Here is an 18,559-nt window from a genome sequence, read left to right on the forward strand (position 1 = left end):
CGGTCGGACCTCCCCGGGATCGGGCCGCGCGGTCGGGGCGGGGCGCGGCCCCCGAGCCACGGCGCCACACACGGGTTCCCCTTCCGCGGTGACGTCGCGGCTCAGTCCGGAACGCGGGCGGAAGGGGCCTCAGTGCCAGATCTGCACCGCCCGCACGACGTACGGACTTCGCGGGACGAACGTGTCCGGCCCCGGATAGGTACTGAAGTCCGCTTCGGTCGAGCACTCCGCGTCCTGATAGACGGTCACGTGTCGATCGACGCGGTTGACGAAGGACCTCGCCGACATCCCGTCCGGTAGCGGCGCGCACTCGTCCGGGTTGGTGTTGCGCAGGTCGAGCCGCACCATCGTGCCGCCGTAGCCGGCTTTCGGCCACAGACAGAACTCGCCGGTCTCGCACGCGTCCTCGCCGCGTGGTGCTGCGCTGCGCTCCACTGCGCCGCGCTCGACCTCGGTGGCGGGCGCGGCGGCCGCGACACTCGGGGCCAAGGCGAGCGCCAGGCCGGGCAGAAGCAGGAGGGCCTGGCGGTGTCGGGCACGGGTGCGTGCGGAGTCCGTGCTCGGATGCGCGGCGCTGTGGCGAGCCCCGCTGTCGGCGTCGGTGTGGTGGCGGAAGCCGGTGTCCCTCATGTGATCCCCCTCGGTTCGGTCTCGGTGTGCCGAGTCGTGCCTGTGGTGTGACCTCAGGTTGGCCGATCGAGCGCGGTGGCGCGAGATCGGAGAGTGAGGCCTGTGGACAACTGCGTGGGCGCGCCCCGGACGGGTGAGACTTGTCCCCAGTCGGCTGAGAACGGCACACCAGCGCGACGACGGTGATAGAGCGCCCGCGGACCGGGCCGGGCGAGCCGCCACACATCCGACGACCTCCGCCGACGAACCCCGACCGACGTGCGCATACCCTCGTAGACGTGTCCGCGGAAGTCGAACCCGACGCACCCGACAGCAAGGCTGAGCGTGCCGGGAGTGCTGGGAGCACCACGAGTTCTGCCCCGAGCGCCGAGAGCAGCACAGCGCCTCAGGGGGCACGACGTCGCCGCGCCGCGATGGGACCGCTGCTCCTCGTGGGCAGCCTGCTCGCCATCATGGTGGCGGTCGCCATCGTCGTGCTCACCGGCGGACTCAGCTACGGCGTCGCCGGCCTGACCGACCCGGGTGACGTCACGCGTTACGGCATCATGGTCGTGCGCGTCGGCGCCGATCTCTCCGCGGCCGTCTGCGTCGGGTCGCTACTGCTGGCGGCCTTCCTGGTACCGCCTCAGAAGTCCGGCATGCTCACCGTCGACGGCTACGCCGCCGTGCGCACGGCCGGGACGGCGGCCTGGCTCTGGTTCGTCTTCGCGATCGCGTCGGTGTTCTTCACCGCGGCCGACGGCGCGGGCAAGCCGGTCACCGACGTGTTCGACCCCGTCGTGCTGCTGAACTACGTCGAGGCCATCGAGCAGCCGAAGGGCTGGCTCCTGACCGCGGCGCTGGCGTTGCTGCTCGCGCTCGGTTGCCGTCTGGTGCTGTCGTGGGGCTGGTCGGTGGTGCTCTTCGGTCTCTCGATCGGCGGATTGCTGCCGATCGCCGCGACAGGTCACTCCGCGGCCGGCGGCTCGCACGACGTGGCCACCAACAGCCTGCTGTTCCACCTGGTCGGCGCGGCGCTGTGGGTCGGCGGGCTCATCGCCCTGCTGGCTCACGCCCGGCGTCGCGGCGACCACCTGCCGCTGGCCGCCGCCCGCTTCTCCACCATCGCGCTCGTGGCCTGGATCGTGCTGGGCGTCTCCGGCGTGGTGAACGCGCTGGTGCGGGTGGCTCCCGATCAGCTGCTCACCACCGACTACGGCCTGGTGGTGCTCGCGAAGGTCGTGGCGCTCGCCGTGCTCGGGGTGTTCGGGCACCAGCACCGCAAGCGCAGCGTCCGGGAACTCGCCGACGGCGCGGGAGGCGGTTCGCTCGTGCGACTCGCCGCCGTCGAGGTGCTGGTCATGTTCGTGACGTTCGGCCTGGCGACGGCCCTGTCGCGGACTCCGCCGCCGTTGGAGATCGCCGCCCAGCCCTCGACGACGGAGCTGCTGATCGGCTACGACCTCGACCGGGCGCTCACGCCGCTCGGCGTGTTGACCGAATGGCGGTTCGACCTCATCTACGGCACGGCGGCCATCGTGCTCGCCGCCGTGTACCTGGCGGGAGTGCGGAGGCTGCGGCGCCGTGGCGACGCCTGGCCGGTGGGGCGCACGGTGGCCTGGCTCAGCGCGTGCGCGATGCTGCTGCTCGCCACCTCGTCGGGCCTCGGTCGTTACTCCCCGGCGATGTTCAGCATCCACATGATCACGCACATGACGCTGAACATGCTGGTGCCGATCCTGTTCGTGCTCGGTGGTCCGGTGACGCTCGCGCTGCGGGCGCTGCCGCCCGCCGGACGCAACCGCCCACCGGGGCCGCGGGAATGGATCCTGGCTCTGGTGCACTCGCCGATCGCGAAGGCGCTCACCAACCCGGTCGTCGCGCTGATCCTCTTCGTCGGATCGTTCTACGTCCTGTACTACTCGGGCCTGTTCGACGTCGCGCTCAAGCAGCACTGGGCCCACGTCGCCATGAACGCGCACTTCCTGGTCGTGGGTTACACGTTCTTCTGGCCGATCATCGGCATCGACCCGTCTCCCCGGCAGTTGCCGCCGCTGGGCAAGCTCGGCCTGCTCATGGCGTCGACGCCGTTCCACGCGTTCTTCGGTGTGATCCTCATGAACATGCAGACGGTGATCGGGGAGAGCTTCTACCGGTCGCTGGACCTGCCGTGGGTGGACGGCCTGCTGACCGACCAGCGGGTCGGCGGCGGCATCGCGTGGGCGTCCGGGGAGCTGCCCGTCCTGGTGGTCATGGTCGCGCTGCTCGTGCAGTGGGCGCGCAGCGACGCCCGCGAGGCGAAACGGCAGGATCGCCGCGAGGACGCGACCGGTGACGCCGACCTGGCCGCCTACAACGCCATGCTCAAGCAACTGGCCGACCGGGGCGGCGCGCGCGACTGACGGGCACGCCCGGGGCACAGCAGGTGACCCATCGGTGACCGGGGTGAGGGAGTCGGCGGCGTCGCTCTACGATCGGAGTATGGCCGAGTTCATCTACACCATGAAGAAGGTGCGCAAGACCGTCGGGGATAAGGTCATCCTCGACGACGTCAGCACCGCGTTCTACCCCGGCGCCAAGATCGGCGTGGTGGGGCCGAACGGTGCGGGTAAGTCCACCGTTCTGAGGATCATGGCTGGGCTCGACCAACCGAGTAACGGTGACGCGTTCCTCCAGCCGGGAGCGAGCGTGGGCATCCTCCAGCAGGAACCGCCTCTCAACGAGGAGAAGACGGTGCGCGGCAACGTCGAGGAGGGCCTCGGCGACATCAAGGTGAAGCTCGACCGGTTCAACGAGATCGCCGAACTGCTCGCCACCGACTACAGCGACGAGCTCATGGAGGAGATGGGCAAGCTGCAGGAGGAGCTCGACCACGCGGACGCGTGGGAGCTCGACTCGCAGCTGGAGCAGGCGATGGACGCCCTGCGCTGTCCTCCGGGCGACGAGCCGGTGACCCACCTCTCCGGTGGTGAGCGGCGCCGGGTCGCGCTGTGCAAGCTGTTGCTCTCCAATCCCGACCTGCTGCTGCTCGACGAGCCCACCAACCACCTGGACGCCGAGAGTGTGCTCTGGCTGGAGCAGTTCCTCGCGAACTACCCGGGTGCGGTGCTGGCGGTCACCCACGACCGGTACTTCCTCGACAACGTCGCCGAGTGGATCATGGAGCTGGACCGGGGCCGGGTCGAGGGCTACGAGGGCAACTACTCCACCTACCTGGAGAAGAAGCGCGAGCGCCTGGAGGTCCAGGGCAAGAAGGACGCCAAGCTCGCGAAGCGGCTGGCCAAGGAACTGGAGTGGGTGCGCTCCAACGCGAAGGCCCGGCAGACCAAGTCGCGGTCGCGTCTCGAGCGCTACGAGCAGATGGCCGCGGAGGCCGAGAAGACCCGCAAGCTCGACTTCGAGGAGATCCAGATCCCGCCGGGCCCGAGGCTGGGCAACGTCGTGGTGGAGGTGGAGAACCTCCGCAAGGGCTTCGACGACCGGCTGCTGATCGACGACCTGTCGTTCACGCTCCCGCGCAACGGCATCGTGGGCGTCATCGGCCCGAACGGTGTCGGTAAGACGACGCTGTTCAAGACGATCGTGGGCCTGGAGGAGCCGGACGCCGGCGAAGTGCGGATCGGCGACACCGTCAAGCTGTCCTATGTGGACCAGCAGCGGGCCGGCATCGACCCCGACAAGACGGTGTGGGAGGTCGTCTCCGACGGGCTGGACTACATCCACGTCGGCCAGACCGAGATGCCGTCGCGCGCGTACGTGAGCGCGTTCGGGTTCAAGGGGCCCGACCAGCAGAAGCCCGCGGGCGTGCTGTCCGGCGGTGAGCGCAACCGGCTGAACCTGGCGCTGACGCTGAAGCAGGGCGGGAACCTGATCCTGCTCGACGAGCCGACGAACGACCTCGACGTCGAAACGCTCGGTTCGCTGGAGAACGCGTTGGAGCAGTTCCCCGGTTGCGCCGTGGTGATCTCGCACGACAGGTGGTTCCTCGACCGCGTCGCGACCCATATTCTCGCCTGGGAAGGGACCGAGGAGAACCCGGCGAAGTGGTTCTGGTTCGAGGGCAACTTCGAGGGTTACGAGAAGAACAAGGTCGAGCGGCTCGGTGCCGACGCGGCTCGGCCACACCGGGTGACTCATCGGAAACTGACCCGCGACTGATCTCGCGGCGTGATGGAGGAAAGGCGAGGCGGCGGTGACGCGGTGCCTCGCCCTTTCCACATCGCGCCTCGACCGAGTCCCGAGCCCGGAGCCGACAGTTGAGGACAGACCCGGTGGCGACCACTGAGCAGACAGGCGACAGCGCGGCGAGAGGCCGGAGAACGACGGCCCACGGCGTGCCCGGTGGCTCGGCTTCGGTCGAGCGGCTGGTGGAGCAGGCGTCGACCCTGCAGACCCGGTCACCGGAGTTGGCGCTCATCCTCGGGGAGCGGGCCGCCGCGCTCGCGGAGTCCTCGGGGAACAACGAGCTGTGGGTCCGGGCGGAGAGCCTGGCCGTCCACGCGAAGGTCCGGCTGGGCCACCGGGCGTCGACGGTGGGGCGTGCGGTGACGGCGTTGCGGGCCGCCGAGGACGCCGGACATCCCGTCGTCGCGGCACAGCTGCGCACCGACCTCGCCGTGTGCGCGCGTGCCGTGGGTGCTCCGCTGACGGGCCTGGCGGCGTTGCGGCCGGTGCTCACCGTGGGCGGGTTGTCGTCGGTGCAGCGCGCGGCCGCGTTGTGCCACCTCGTGGGCTGCCTCGGCACGTTCGGCCGCAAGGCGGAGCTCGACCGGGTGCTCATGGAGGGGGACCGGCTGATCTCCCGGGACTCGTCGTTGTCCGACGACGACCGGTTGGTGGCGAGAGCGTCGTTGCGGGTCGGGGTGTCGGCCCACCGCCGGCGGCACGGTGACCTGGTGAGTGCCGCGGACGCCGCGCGCACGGGCATCGGGTTCCTGGACGACTTGAGCGATCCCGGCGCCGACGGCGGGCTGGCCAGGGTCCGGTTGGTGTTGGAGCTGGTCTGCGCACTGCTCGACCGTGGTGACGCCGACCTGGCTCTGGAGGTGGCCGAACCGCTGCTGTCCGCCCCCGAACGCGCGGCGGCGGTCGCGCCGATGGCGTGGTTGCGCCTGGCCGTGGCGTCGCGAGTCCACCTGGTGAACGGCTCGGCCGAGACGGCGGCCCGCACTCTGCGAGAGGCCGTGCACAGCGCGAGCAGGCATGGCCTGTACGCGCTGACGTCCCGGTTGTGGCTCGAACTGGCTCACGTCGAGGAACGCATCGGCGAGGCGAGTGAGGCGATCCAGTGCCTCTATCGGGCACGCTCCGCCGAGCACCTCCACACGCGGGTGAGCAGCCAGGCGCGGGCTTTGCTGACCGGAGCGTTCGGCGCGGGCGAGCAGGCACCCGTCGACCTCGCGGAGATGGTGGCGGCGGCGGCGCAGGCCGCGGCCGCGGCCACTCCGGCTCCGGCACCGGCACCCGCACAGACACCGCCGCAGCCGCCCGCACAGCGCACGTCGTCCGGGATGGGATTCGACACGGAACAGTCCGGCGAGCGGCGTGGCGGTGGCAGGCGCCGGGCCGACGAGCGGGCGGGCTCGTCGCGGCCCAGGGTCGTGTTGCCGATGCTGCGGCTCGCGCCGGCGGCCGGCGACGAGGCCGAGGGCGCGGACGAGAAGACGCGGCTGGTGGAGGCTCCGACCGTCACCGGCACGGAGGAGACCACCAGGGGCGCCGAGAAGTCCCAGACCGACGTCCCGGAGACTCCGGCGCCGAGGGAGAGCGCGGAGGACGGTGTGTCGGCCACGGAGGTCACGGCCGTCACGCCGATCATCAGCGACGACACACCGGCGCCCGTACCGCGGCGACGGCGACGTAAACCGGAGGAGGACGAGGAGGTCTCCCCGGTGTCGCGGCGGCGCAAGACCCGGCACGACTCCGAACACGGCTCGGTCGCCGCGCGATCCGTGCTCGACCGGCTGGGCATCTCGCCGACGGGAGGCGGACGGCGCCGCGCGGCCGACAGCGAGGAGAGCACGGACAGCGCCGGTCGGGCGGGCAGCGCCGAGACCGTCGACAGCGCCACCGGCACCGCGGCGACGTCGGGATCACAGCCTGTGCCGGAGACGCCGACCGTCGACGCAACGTCACCGTCTCGGGACACGACGGAGCGAACGGACACCTCGGCGGAGGCGCCCGGCTGGTTGCCGCGGCTGAAGTTGCCGCCGTCACTGGCACCGGTACGGGAGGACTCGGAGCCGAGCGAGAGCACGTCGGACTTCTCGTCGACGACGGAGCCCCCCTTCACCGCGACGTCCACCGCGACGTCCGACGCCCCCTCGGGCGCCTCGTCGGACTCGGGGGAAGAGCCCATCCCGCACCCGGAGTCGCGAGCCGGCGAGTCGGAGCCGTTCGCCGATCCGCGCACCGCTTACGGTGCGCCGACGGACGATCCGCCACCGGACGCGGGGCTCGCCGAACTGCTGGCCAGGGCGTTGGCCGAGCACCAGGCGGGCACGGCGAGCGCCGCCGCGTTGGTCAAGAAGCTCGGGATGGATGACGAGCAGCCACGCGTCAACGGCAGGCATCGCGGAGACACCTGACTCACCACAGGGGGCCTGGCAAGCGCCGTTTCGGAGTCGTGGGACAGTAGCGGCAGAGGCGTGACGTTGGGGTCTAGCCAGGACAGTGGAGAGTTGGGTTGTCTGACATACACTCGACCGGAACATCCATCCACTCCGGCACGGAGGACGTGAACACCGAGCCGCCGGGCCGTCCTCGCAGCCCGGAGCAGATCCGCGACGAACTCGTGGAGGCTGCTGCGGCGCAGGCACCGGACATCGCGGAACTCGTCCGGTTGTACTACCGGCTCGTTCCCGCCGAGGAGATCATCGGCGACGACCCGACCGATCTGGTCGGTGCGGTCAGGTCGCACGTGGAACTCGCGCGGCAGCGCGTCCCGGGGCGGCCGGTCGTCCGGTTGTTCAACCCGAACGCGGCCCACGACGGCTGGGCGCGGGAAGCCACGGTGGTGCAGGTCGTCACGGACGACATGCCCTACCTCGTCGACTCGGTGGCCGCGGAGCTGTCTCGCAGCGGCGTCCAGGTGCAGCGCATCGTCCACCCCATCGTCGTCGTGAGCAGGGACGTCGCCGGCGCGTTGCAGGAGGTGCACCCGAAGGCCGACGTCGCCGACCCGCCGTCCGGTGCCTCCGCCGAGTCGTGGATGTACCTGGAGATCGACCCGATCGGTGACCCGGAGCGGGCGAGGGACCTCGACAACAAGTTGGTCGCGGTGCTCAGCGACGTCCGTGAGGTCGTCGAGGACACCGACAAGATGACCCAGGCCGCGATCGACATCGCGCGCGAGCTGGAGGAGAACCCGCCGCCGCTGCCGGGGGAGGAGGTCGGCGAGGGCGCCGCACTGCTGCGGTGGATGGCCGACAACCACTTCACGTTCCTGGGCTACCGCCACTACGAGGTGGTTCCGGACTCGGAGAACGGCGAGGAACCGGCGTTGCGGGCGGTGCTCGCGTCCGGGCTCGGAGTGTTGCGACAGGACAGTTTCGCCGCCCGCAGCCTCACCCACGGTCCCGACACGGCGTCGCGGGTGCTCTCTCCGACGTTGCTGGTGCTGACCCACGCGAGTTCGCCGTCCACTGTGCACCGTCCGATTTACCCGTACTACGTCGGGGTGAAGACGTTCGACGACGCGGGCCGGGTGACCGGCGAGCACCGCTTCCTCGGCATGTTCACCTCGTCGGCCCTGCATGAGGACGTCCTCGACATCCCCGTGGTGAACCGGCGGGTCCGTCAGGTCATCCACCGGGCCGGCTTCCCGATGGAGTCGTACTCCGGTCAGCGGATGCTGGACGTGCTCCAGAACTGGCCGCTGGCCGATCTGCTGTCGGCCGACGCCGATTCGCTCTACGCCACGGCGACGGGCGCGATCACGCTCGCCGACCGGCGCCGGCTGCGGCTGTTCCTGCGGAAGGACCCGTACGGGCGCTTCTACTCGTGCCTGGTGTTCCTCCCGCGCGACCGGTACACCACCTGGTCGCGGCTGGCCATGCAGCAGGTGCTGCTGGACGAGCTGGAGGGCACGTCGCTGGAGTACAGCACGCGGCTCGGCGAGACGCTGCTCGCGCAGATCCACTTCACAGCGTACACCGAGCCGGGGGCGGTCGGCGAACCCGACACCGTCCGTATCCAGGAGCGGCTGAACGAGGCCGTGCGCACGTGGGACGACTCGCTGGTCGAGGCGATCCTGGCCGAGCGCCGGGCGCGTGCCGGCAACGGCAAGGCCGTCACACTGGCCGGCGAGGAGTCGGCCACGGAGCAGGCGCAGCGGTTCGCCTCCGCCTTCCCGGAGGCGTACAAGGAGGACTTCGACGCGGAGACCGCGCTGGCCGACCTGCGCAAGCTGGAGGGCCTGGAGGGTCCCGAGGCGCTCGACATGTCGTACTACCTGCCCGTCGACGCGGCGCCGGGAGAACGACGGTTCAAGCTGTACCTGCGTGAGGGTGTCACGCTGTCGACGCTGCTGCCCATGCTGCAGCGGATGGGCGTCGAGGTCGTGGACCAGCGGCCGTACGAGGTGCGGACCCAGGACGGCCACCGCTGCTGGATCTACGACTTCGGCATGCGGATCGAGCCCGGGGTGCTGGCGAAGCTCGGTGACGAGGCCGAGGACGACCTGCGGGTGCGCTTCCAGGAGGCGTTCGCCGCGGCGTGGCACGGGCTCGCGGAGACCGACGGCTTCAGCGAGCTCGTGCTCAAGGCGGGCCTGACGTGGCGGCAGGCCGCCGTGCTGCGGGCGTACTCGCGCTACCTGCGCCAGGCGGGTTCGCAGTACTCGCAGGGCTACGTCGAGTCGGCGGTGCTCGCGCACACCGACGTCGCGAAGGCGCTCGTGCGGTTGTTCGAGGTGCGGTTCGCCCCCGACCGCGACGACAGCCACCGGGCGGAGGACGTCGCCGCGCAGGTCGCCGAGATCAACTCGATGATCGACGAGGTGACCAGCCTGGACACCGACCGCATCCTGCGGCGCCTGCTGTCGGTGATCACGGCGACGTTGCGGACCAACTACTGGGTCACCGACGAGTCCGGGACCTTCCGCTCGTACCTGGCGTTCAAGCTGGACCCGCAGCGGATCCCGGGTCTGCCCGAACCGCGTCCGGCGTTCGAGATCTTCGTGTACTCGCCGCGGGTCGAGGGTGTGCACCTGCGGTTCGGGTCCGTGGCGCGGGGCGGTCTGCGCTGGTCGGACCGCCACGAGGACTACCGCACCGAGATCCTCGGGCTGGTCAAGGCCCAGGCGGTGAAGAACTCCGTCATCGTCCCGGTGGGTGCCAAGGGCGGCTTCGTCGCCAAGAAGCCGCCGAAGCCGACCGGCGACCCCGGCATCGACCGGGAGAACCACCAGCGCGAGGGCGTCGCGTGCTACCGCATGTTCATCTCCGGTCTGCTGGAGCTGACCGACAACCTCGTGGACGGCGTCACGGTGCCCGCGAAGAACGTCGTGCGCCACGACGGTGACGACAACTACCTCGTCGTGGCCGCCGACAAGGGCACGGCGTCGTTCTCCGACATCGCCAACGAGGTCGCGGCGAGCTACGGCTTCTGGCTCGGCGACGCGTTCGCCTCGGGCGGGTCCCGTGGTTACGACCACAAGGCGATGGGGATCACCGCGCGTGGTGCGTGGGAGAGCGTCAAGCGGCACTTCCGCGAGCTCGGCAAGGACACCCAGCGCGAGGACTTCACCGTCGTCGGCATCGGCGACATGGGTGGGGACGTCTTCGGCAACGGCATGCTCTGCTCGGAGCACATCCGGCTGGTGGCCGCCTTCAACCACATGCACATCTTCCTCGACCCGAATCCGGACGCGGCGACGTCGTACCGGGAGCGCAAGCGGCTGTTCGAGCTTCCGCGGTCGTCGTGGGACGACTACGACCGCTCGCTGCTGAGCGAGGGCGGCGGGGTCTACTCGCGGTCGTCGAAGACCGTCCCGATCAGCCCGCAGGTGCGGGAGGCGCTCGGGTTGGCCGACGACGTGACGTCGATGGCCCCGTCCGAGCTCATCCGGGCGATCCTGCAGGCACCCGTGGACCTGCTGTGGAACGGCGGTATCGGCACCTACGTCAAGGCGGAGACCGAGACCCACGCCGACGCCGGTGACAAGGCCAACGACGCCGTGCGCGTCAACGGTGGCCAGCTCCGGGTCAAGGTCGTGGGCGAGGGCGGGAACCTCGGCTTCACGCAGCGCGGGCGGATCGAGTTCGCCCGCGGCGGAGGCAAAATCAACACCGATGCCCTCGACAACTCCGCCGGCGTCGACTGCTCCGACCACGAGGTCAACATCAAGATCCTCCTCGAACAGCTCGTGACGAGGGGCGAGCTCAAGGAGGACGAGCGCAACGCGCTGCTGGAGGAGATGACCGACGAGGTCGGGCAGCTCGTTCTGACCGACAACTACCGGCAGAACGCCGTTCTGGGTGTCAGCCGGGCCCACGCCGGTCCGATGCTGTCGGTGCACCGCCGCCTGGTGGCCGCGCTCGAGGAGAAGGGTGCGCTGGACCGCGAGCTGGAGGCGTTGCCGAGCGAGGCCGAGTTCGCCGCCAGGGAGAAGTCGGGCGAGGGATTGAGCTCGCCCGAGCTGGCGACCCTGCTCGCGCACGTCAAGCTCGACCTCAAGGACGAGATCCTCGACAGCGACCTGCCGGACGCGGACGTCTTCGCCCGCAGGCTGCCGGAGTACTTCCCGACCCCGCTGCGGCGCGACTTCGCCGCGGAGATCGCGAAGCACCCGCTCAACCGGCAGATCACCACCACGATGCTCGTCAACGAGGTCGTGGACGGTGCCGGTGTCTCGTACGCGTTCCGGCTGGCCGAGGAACTCAACGCCACCGGCACGGACGCGGTGCGGGCCTTCGCCGTCGTGACCGGCGTGTACGACCTGCACTCGGTGTGGGCGGGTATCGACGCGCTCGACAACGTGGTGCCCACCGACGTCGCCGACACGATGGTGTTGGAGAGTCGGCGGTTGCTCGACCGGGCGGCGCGGTGGTTCCTCACCAACCGGCCGCAGCCGCTCGCCGTCGGCGCGGAGATCAGCCGGTTCGCCGAGCCGATCGCCGCGCTCGCGCCGATGCTGGGCGACCTGCTGCGTGGCCAGGAAGCCGCGGCCTACCGGAGCGAGACCGAGGCGCTCGTGGGGCAGGGCGTTCCGGACGACCTCGCCCGGCGGGTGGCCCTGCTGCTCACCAGTTACTCGCTGCTCGACATCGTCGAGGTGGCGGAGCTGGCCGAGCGCGAGGTGGGGCTGACCGCGGAGCGGAGTCCCGTCGAGACCGCCGAGCTGTACTACGCGTTGTCCGAGCACCTGGGCATGGACCGCATGCTCACCTCGGTGAACGCGTTGGAGCGCGGCAACCGGTGGCATGCCCTGGCGCGCCTGGCACTGCGGGACGACCTGTACTCGTCGTTGCGGGCCCTCACGCTGGATGCCCTGCGGCACAGCGACCCGGGGGACAGCGCGGCGGAGAAGATCGCGAAGTGGGAGCAGGCGAACTCGTCGGCGCTGACCCGCGCGCGGGTGACGCTCGACGAGATCGAGGCGTCGGGCAGGCTCGACCTGGCGACGTTGTCGGTGGCCGTGCGCCAGATCCGCGGCACGGTGCGCTGAGGACGGACGACGTGACGACACGAGAGGCGACCCGGTACGTCGTTCGGGTGCGGCCACGGTGGTCCGACATGGACGCGTTCGGGCACGTGAACCACGCGCGTCTGGTGACGTTGTTGGAGGAGGCCAGGGTGCCGTTGCTGTTCGGCGACGGCCCCACTTCCAACGCGTCGGACGGCGGGCTCTCGGAGTTCGCCAAGGGGATCGTCGTGGTGCGGCTGCAGGTCGACTACCGTGCGCCGATCGTGGTCGACGGCGGAGAGGTGCGCGTGGAGATCGCGCTCGCCGATCTCCGGTACGCCTCCTTCACACTCGACTATCGGGTGCGGACGGGACCGTCAGAGGAGGACACGGTGGCCGCCACGGCGACCACCGTGCTCGCTCCCTACGACCTCGAACGAGGCAGGCCGCGGCGCCTCACCGAGCGCGAGCGTGAGTTCCTGACCGCACACATACCGAGTGGAGGACGGGTGTGACCGAGCTGCGTATCCCCGACGCCGCCGACCGGGAGAGCCTGGGGGCGTTCGTCGCCAGGGCGGTGCGGCTCGACGCCGCGAGCGCGGTGCGACTGCGCCAGCGCAACGAGCACGTCGTCGAGGCGTGGGCGACCACGCCGTTCGAGGTGCTCGCCACGCGTGCCGTCGAGGGAGCGGTGACCCCGTCCGACGTCACCGTGTCGGGCAACGAACTCCTGGCGGCGCTCACGGTCGCGCGGGGCGAGGTCATGGACCCCGGTCCGCCGCGTGACCTGCTGTGGCGGTCCGAGCTGCCGTCGGGCACGCGGTGGCGGGCCGTCGATTCCCTGCCCGTCACGGTCGTCAGCGACCTCGCCGAGCGCGGTGTCGAACTCGCCCGCGAGAACGTCGGCCCGCAGGGGACGCCGCCCGCGTCGCTGATGGACCAGACCGTGCTCACCGTGTCCGGCGACCAGGACGAGGTGAAGGTGCCCATGCGGTGCCTGTTCGCCCTGTCCGGCATGGGCTTCGTCGACTCGTCGGTCGGCGAGGACGTGGTGCGGGTGTCGGCGACGGACTCGTGGTTCCGCCTCGACGCCCGTTACGGCGCCGTGCTCCGGCGTCGGCACGCGTTGCTCCCGCTGCTGCTGTGAGCATTCGCATCACGGCAGCATGTCGCGCAGGTGCTCGATCTCCGCGGTCTGGGTGGTCACGACCTCCTGTGCCATCGCGAGTGCGCGCGGTTCGAGCCCGCGGGGCAGGTAGTCCTCGGCCATGGTCAGCGCACCCTCGTGGTGCGTGATCATGAGCTCGCAGAACACCCGGTCGAACTCCGTGCCCGACGCGGCGCGGAGCTCGGCCAGCTGTTCGTCGGTGGCCATGCCCGGCATGTCGGCGTGTCCGCCTCCGTGGCCGTGCTCGGTGTGATCCCCCTGCGTGGAGCTTTCGGACTCCGAGGAGGCGCTGCGGTCCCCGTACTGGTCGAGCCACGACTCCATCATCGCGATCTCGCCTTCCTGAGCTGCGGCGATGCGTCCGGCGATCGCCTTCACCCGGGAACTCTCGGCGCGGTCGGCGACGAGGTCGGTCATCACGATCGCCTGCTCGTGGTGGGGGATCATCATGCGCATGTAGTGCACGTCGGCGTCCGAGACCCGGACCTGTTGCGCCCGCTCGGCCGCCTGCTCGCCGGGTACCACGTCGGCCTGCTCACCGGGGCCCTGGGGGACGATCACGTCCGGTGGTGCCTGCTCGGGGGAGTCAGGCTCCGCGGTGCAACCGGTGATGAGCAACAGGATCACGGCCGCTGCGGCCGACAAGGCACCTCGCATGGCGTTCAAGCCAACCGGCCGACACACACTCGCGTCAAGTGATCACGCAGCGTCAGGTCAACGTCGTCCGATTGCCTGCTACCACCGCGTGGGCGGGCGCGATGACAATGACTCGATTGTTCACCTACCCGATGGGGAGAGGAGAACGCGTGAACACCACGCGCAGACGCGGACGTCGCGCCGGAGTGTTGATCGCGACTGGGGCGCTGGCGGTCGCGGGGCTCGGGGCGCCTGCCTCCGCGCAGCAGGACGACATTCCGGGCGTCGACGACGTCGTACACAGCCGTAACCTGAGCCATGTGGCCCACCTGGAGAAAGTTGGGCCGTTCGCGAACCAGGACGCGTTCAACACCGACATGGCGTTCACCCGGGGACACGCCATCGTCGGCAACTACGACGGATTCACCGTCTACGACGTCAGAAGGCCGAAGAAACCCAGGGTCGTCAGCCAGGTCCTGTGTCCCGGTGGCCAGAACGATCTGTCCGTGTCGGGTGACCTGCTGTTCCTCTCCACCGATTACGCCCGCACCGACGACTCCTGCACGAGCGAGCCCGCACCCGCGTCCGATCCCGACTCGTGGGAGGGCGTGAAGGTCTTCGACATCAGCGACCTGTCCAATCCCGAGTACGTGGCGTCGGTGCGCACCGACTGCGGCTCGCACACCCACACGATGGTGCCCGCACCCGAGCGGGAGTCGGTTCTGCTGTACGTGTCGTCGTACTCGCCCGCTCCGGAGCTGCCGAACTGCCAACCACCGCACGACAAGGTGTCGATCGTCGAGGTCCCGGTGGACCATCCGGAGGACGCGGCGCTGGTCGCCACGCCCGTGCTGTTCCCCGACGGCGGAAACCCCGGCGACGGCTACTCGCGGGAGACCACGGGCTGCCACGACCTGACCGCCTACCCCGAGAAGGACCTGCTCGCGGGGGCGTGCATGGGTGACGGCATCCTCGTCGACATCAGCGACCGCATGGAACCCCGCGTGATCGACAGGGTGCAGGACGAGGACAACTTCGCCTTCTGGCACAGCGCCACCTTCAACAACGCGGGCACCAAGGTGGTGTTCACCGACGAACTGGGTGGCGGCGGCATGGCGACGTGCAACGCCGAGATCGGGTCCGAACGCGGCGCCAACGGGATCTACGACCTCAAGGGCAAGGGCGATCACGCCCACCTGGAGTTCGTCAGCTACTACAAGATCCCGCGCCACCAGGGCGAGACGGAGAACTGCGTCGCGCACAACGGCTCGCTGATCCCGGTGCAGGGCCGCGACATCATGGTGCAGGCCTGGTACCAGGGCGGAGTGTCGGTGTGGGAGTTCACGAACTCCGACCGCCCGAAGGAGATCGCCTACTTCGAACGCGGTCCGCTGTCCGACACGGAGAACATCACCGGTGGGTCGTGGTCGGCGTACTACTTCAACGGCTACATCTACTCGTCGGACATCCAGAAGGGTTTCGACGTGCTGGACATCCGTGACCCGCGTACCGCACCGGCGAAGGCGGTGAAGTTCGAGGAGTTCAACCCGCAGACCCAGCCCTCCTACGGCCGTCGCTGAGGCGATCCCGAGGGCGGAGACGACAACGGGCGCCGGTGACCACGTGGTGGCCGGCGCCCGTTCGGTGTGTCGAGGCCTACTCCCAGCTGTTCATCAGCGAGTGAGCCGCCGTTTCCAGGTACCGCCACAGTTGCGCGCGGTAGGGCTCCTCGATGCCGGACTCGGCCACGGCGATCTCCATGGCGCGCAGCCAGGCGTCGCGTTCGATCGGGCCGATCTTGAACGGGACGTGGCGCATGCGCAGGCGCGGGTGGCCGCGCCGGTCCGAGTAGGTGTGGGGTCCGCCCCAGTACTGCATCAGGAACAGCCGCAGGCGTTCCTCCGCGGGGCCGAGATCCTCCTCCGGGTACATCGGCCTGAGGATCTCGTCCTCGGCGACTTCGGCGTAGAAACGTTCGACGAGTCTGCGGAACGTCTCCTCACCGCCCACCGCCTCGTAGAACGACTGCGGTTCCGAGGCCGGCTCCGGTGCCGGCTGCGAGGGCTGGGCACTGCTCACGTCTGTCACGCCTTCCATTCTGCCGGTTCTCAGTCGTGCGCGGCCTCTCCGTCGCGACCTCGGACCGCGCCGAAGAGGCGACCGAGCGGCGGATCGAAGCCCTCCCGCTCCAGAGCGCGCATGATCTCGGCCCGCAGCGCGCGCTGCACCGCCCACTGGCGGCCGGGCCTGACCTTGGTCGTCAGGCGGAACTGGATGGCCTCCGGTGTCACGTTCTCCACGCCCAGCACCTGCGGGTGTTCCAGCACGTCGGGCCGGATCGACTCCAACGAGGCCGCCTCCTGTGCCACCTGCTTCAGCAGCTCCGTGGCCTTGGTCACGTCGGAGTCGTAACCGAGCGGGATGTCCACGACGGCGACGGCGTAGCCCTGGCTGAAGTTGCCGACGCGGAGCACCTCGCCGTTGCGCACGTACCACACCGTGCCGTTGAGGTCGCGCAACGTCGTGATGCGCAGCCCGACGGACTCCACGGTGCCGACGGCCTCACCGACGTCCACGACGTCGCCCACGCCGTACTGGTCCTCCAGCATCATGAAGATCCCCGACAGGAAGTCCCGCACCAGGTTCTGCGCACCGAAACCGATGGCCACACCGACGATGCCCGCCGAGGCGAGGATGGGTGCGAGGTTGATGCCCAGCTCGCCCAGGATGAGCACGAACGCGAGCCCGAACACCGTGAAACTGGTGACCGACTTGAGCACCGACCCGATGGTCTGGGCCCGTTGCCGTCGTCGTTCCAGGGCGACCGGCCCCAGCACCTCGGGAGCGACCCTCTCCTTGAGGGGACGCAGCAGGGCCGGGACCTTGCTGTCGCCGTTGAGGTTGGGATCGTCGGCGGGCGGGCGGGTGAGCCGGTCGATCAGCTTGCGCACGAGGAAGCGGATGAGGAACGCGCCGAGCAGGATCAGCAGGATGCGAAGCGGCCGGGCCACGAGCCAGTCGGCGGAGGCCGCAAGCCACTCGTTGCCGGTGATGCGATAGACCTGTGCGCACCACGTTTCCACTTCGTCGGTGCACGTCGGCGGCTCGCTGAGGAACTCTTCCACTGCGGTGTGCACTCCTCCCTGGCGTGACACAGCACACTTCTGGGTCGACGCGGTTTCGGATCGGGGGCCGATTGACCGGATTCGGTTCGTCCGCCACGGTACTCAGACGAGTCCAGTGGCAGAACGCACGTGCGTTCCGGGGGTGAAGTGTGGTCGACTGAGGGCTGCACAGGTGGAGGTGGTCGCGTGCCAGACCGACAACCCAGCCCACACGGCGTCAGAACCCGGCAGCCCGCCGGGTCGGCGCCGGAGCCGTTCACGCCTTGCGTGCCGACGGGCGGCGTCGTCGTGCCGTCCTCGGCCGGCCCGCCCTCGCGGGTGGGCCGGATCACCCGAACCCATCACCGACGATCGCGGGATCCCGGTGGTGGCGTGGGTCCCACGCCGACGTCTCCCGGGTTGGGGAAACGTCGGGTTCTGCTGCTCAACGCCACGTTCGAGCCGCTCACCGCGTTACCGCTGCGCCGAGCCATCGTGCTGCTCGTGTGCGGTAAGGCGGAAGTCGTGCACGAGGACCCTGCCGGGGCTCTCCTGCACTCCGCCACGGCGACCTTGGAGGTGCCGTCGGTGATCAGGCTCAGCCGTTACGTGCGGGTACCCTACCGGGCCCGGGTTCCGTTGACGCGCGCAGGTCTGATGCATCGGGATCGCTTCCGGTGTGCCTACTGCGGGGGCCGGGCCGAGACCATCGATCACGTGGTGCCTCGGAGCCGAGGCGGGGCGCACTCGTGGGAGAACTGCGTGGCGTGCTGCGCGAAGTGCAACCACCGCAAGGCGGACAAGATGCTGTCGGAGCTCGGGTGGCGGCTGCGGACCGTGCCGAGGGAACCCCACGGACCGCATTGGAGGCTCCTCGCGCACGCGAAGGAGGCCGACCCGCTCTGGCAGCGCTACCTCGGCGCTCCCGCCGCGTGAGTCGGTGTCCCCGGCTCAGCGGGTGACGCGAGTCCCGCAGGTCACGCGGGTGCCGCGCGTCACCCGCGTGCCTCGGGTGACGCGGGTACCCGCCGTGACGCGCGTGCCCCGGGTGACTCGCGTGCCGCGCGTCACCCGGGTGCCGGCCGTGACGCGGGTACCGCGGGTCGTGCGCGGGGCGCAGGTGACCCGCGTACCGGCCGTGACGCGGGTACCGCGGGTCGTGCGCGGGGCGCAGGTGACCCGCGTACCGGCTGTGACACGGGTGCCGCGGGCGGTGGCGATGGCAGGGATGGCGGTGCCGCTCGATTCGGTGAACATGGCAGGTCCTCCTGTGACCGCGTGGTGACCTGATAGGGACTCACGAAATGGCGCAAGGGCCCGTACAGGTGAAAAACGTACGACGCGGTCGCCGAGGTGAACAAGACTTTGGCCGAGGGTGCCACCGCACGTACGCGAGTGTGCAACCTTTCGCCATCG

Annotated in this window: 13 protein-coding genes; 8 read left to right on the plus strand and 5 right to left on the minus strand. The window is 70.0% G+C overall.

Features of this window, described 5'->3' with window-relative positions:
* Nucleotides 1–129: 129 nt before the first annotated feature.
* Entirely contained in the window at nucleotides 130–630 is a 501-nt protein-coding gene (locus SACAZDRAFT_RS19500) for a peptidase inhibitor family I36 protein (RefSeq protein WP_005444475.1), read from the minus strand.
* Nucleotides 631–1,043: 413 nt separating this feature from the next.
* Here SACAZDRAFT_RS19500 and SACAZDRAFT_RS19505 point away from each other — a divergent pair, with 413 nt between their 5' ends.
* The 6 genes from SACAZDRAFT_RS19505 (at nucleotide 1,044) to SACAZDRAFT_RS19530 (ending at nucleotide 13,382) form a co-directional block, all read left to right on the plus strand.
* Complete coding sequence (locus SACAZDRAFT_RS19505) at nucleotides 1,044–3,011, plus strand: bifunctional copper resistance protein CopD/cytochrome c oxidase assembly protein (RefSeq protein WP_005444476.1); 1,968 nt, start codon at nucleotides 1,044–1,046, stop codon at nucleotides 3,009–3,011.
* A gap of 79 nt (nucleotides 3,012–3,090) precedes the next feature.
* Nucleotides 3,091–4,767, plus strand: coding sequence for an energy-dependent translational throttle protein EttA (gene ettA, locus SACAZDRAFT_RS19510; protein ID WP_005445648.1), 1,677 nt, complete (start codon nucleotides 3,091–3,093; stop codon nucleotides 4,765–4,767).
* 113 nt (nucleotides 4,768–4,880) lie between these two features.
* Nucleotides 4,881–7,196: a hypothetical protein gene (locus SACAZDRAFT_RS19515; RefSeq protein ID WP_005444479.1), complete on the plus strand. Its 2,316-nt coding sequence runs from the start codon at nucleotides 4,881–4,883 to the stop codon at nucleotides 7,194–7,196.
* Between the two features lie 98 nt (nucleotides 7,197–7,294).
* Nucleotides 7,295–12,277, plus strand: a complete 4,983-nt coding sequence (locus SACAZDRAFT_RS19520) for an NAD-glutamate dehydrogenase (RefSeq protein ID WP_005444480.1) — start codon at nucleotides 7,295–7,297, stop codon at nucleotides 12,275–12,277.
* Between the two features lie 68 nt (nucleotides 12,278–12,345).
* Nucleotides 12,346–12,750, plus strand: a complete 405-nt coding sequence (locus SACAZDRAFT_RS19525; RefSeq protein WP_050983518.1) for an acyl-CoA thioesterase — start codon at nucleotides 12,346–12,348, stop codon at nucleotides 12,748–12,750.
* On the plus strand, nucleotides 12,747–13,382 hold the full coding sequence (locus SACAZDRAFT_RS19530; protein ID WP_005444491.1) for a hypothetical protein: 636 nt from the start codon (nucleotides 12,747–12,749) through the stop codon (nucleotides 13,380–13,382). Before SACAZDRAFT_RS19525 ends, SACAZDRAFT_RS19530 begins: the two co-directional genes overlap by 4 nt.
* 9 nt (nucleotides 13,383–13,391) lie before the next feature.
* Here the strand turns inward: SACAZDRAFT_RS19530 and SACAZDRAFT_RS19535 are convergent, their stop codons facing one another.
* Nucleotides 13,392–14,060 (minus strand): DUF305 domain-containing protein, encoded by a 669-nt coding sequence (locus SACAZDRAFT_RS19535; protein WP_005444499.1) that lies wholly within the window; start codon nucleotides 14,058–14,060, stop codon nucleotides 13,392–13,394.
* 149 nt (nucleotides 14,061–14,209) lie between these two features.
* On the opposite strand from SACAZDRAFT_RS19535, the gene SACAZDRAFT_RS19540 reads away from it, so the two are divergent.
* The gene (locus tag SACAZDRAFT_RS19540) at nucleotides 14,210–15,619 is read left to right on the plus strand and encodes an LVIVD repeat-containing protein (protein ID WP_005444501.1); all 1,410 of its coding nucleotides are present in this window, start codon (nucleotides 14,210–14,212) and stop codon (nucleotides 15,617–15,619) included.
* 76 nt (nucleotides 15,620–15,695) lie between these two features.
* Here the strand turns inward: SACAZDRAFT_RS19540 and SACAZDRAFT_RS19545 are convergent, their stop codons facing one another.
* The gene (locus SACAZDRAFT_RS19545) at nucleotides 15,696–16,118 is read right to left on the minus strand and encodes a globin (RefSeq protein WP_005445661.1); all 423 of its coding nucleotides are present in this window, start codon (nucleotides 16,116–16,118) and stop codon (nucleotides 15,696–15,698) included.
* A 29-nt stretch (nucleotides 16,119–16,147) separates the two neighbouring features.
* Nucleotides 16,148–17,164: a mechanosensitive ion channel family protein gene (locus SACAZDRAFT_RS19550; RefSeq protein ID WP_005444506.1), complete on the minus strand. Its 1,017-nt coding sequence runs from the start codon at nucleotides 17,162–17,164 to the stop codon at nucleotides 16,148–16,150.
* Nucleotides 17,165–17,350: 186 nt separating this feature from the next.
* Between SACAZDRAFT_RS19550 and SACAZDRAFT_RS19555 the strand changes: the two genes are divergently transcribed.
* Nucleotides 17,351–18,079 (plus strand): HNH endonuclease, encoded by a 729-nt coding sequence (locus SACAZDRAFT_RS19555; protein WP_232286300.1) that lies wholly within the window; start codon nucleotides 17,351–17,353, stop codon nucleotides 18,077–18,079.
* Nucleotides 18,080–18,094: 15 nt separating this feature from the next.
* On the opposite strand, the gene SACAZDRAFT_RS24080 is transcribed toward SACAZDRAFT_RS19555, so the two are convergent.
* Nucleotides 18,095–18,400: a hypothetical protein gene (locus SACAZDRAFT_RS24080; RefSeq protein ID WP_005444516.1), complete on the minus strand. Its 306-nt coding sequence runs from the start codon at nucleotides 18,398–18,400 to the stop codon at nucleotides 18,095–18,097.
* Between the last annotated feature and the right edge of the window lie 159 nt (nucleotides 18,401–18,559).

It is taken from the genome of Saccharomonospora azurea NA-128 (genome assembly GCF_000231055.2).
In the GTDB taxonomy this organism is placed as follows: Bacteria; Actinomycetota; Actinomycetes; order Mycobacteriales; family Pseudonocardiaceae; genus Saccharomonospora; species Saccharomonospora azurea.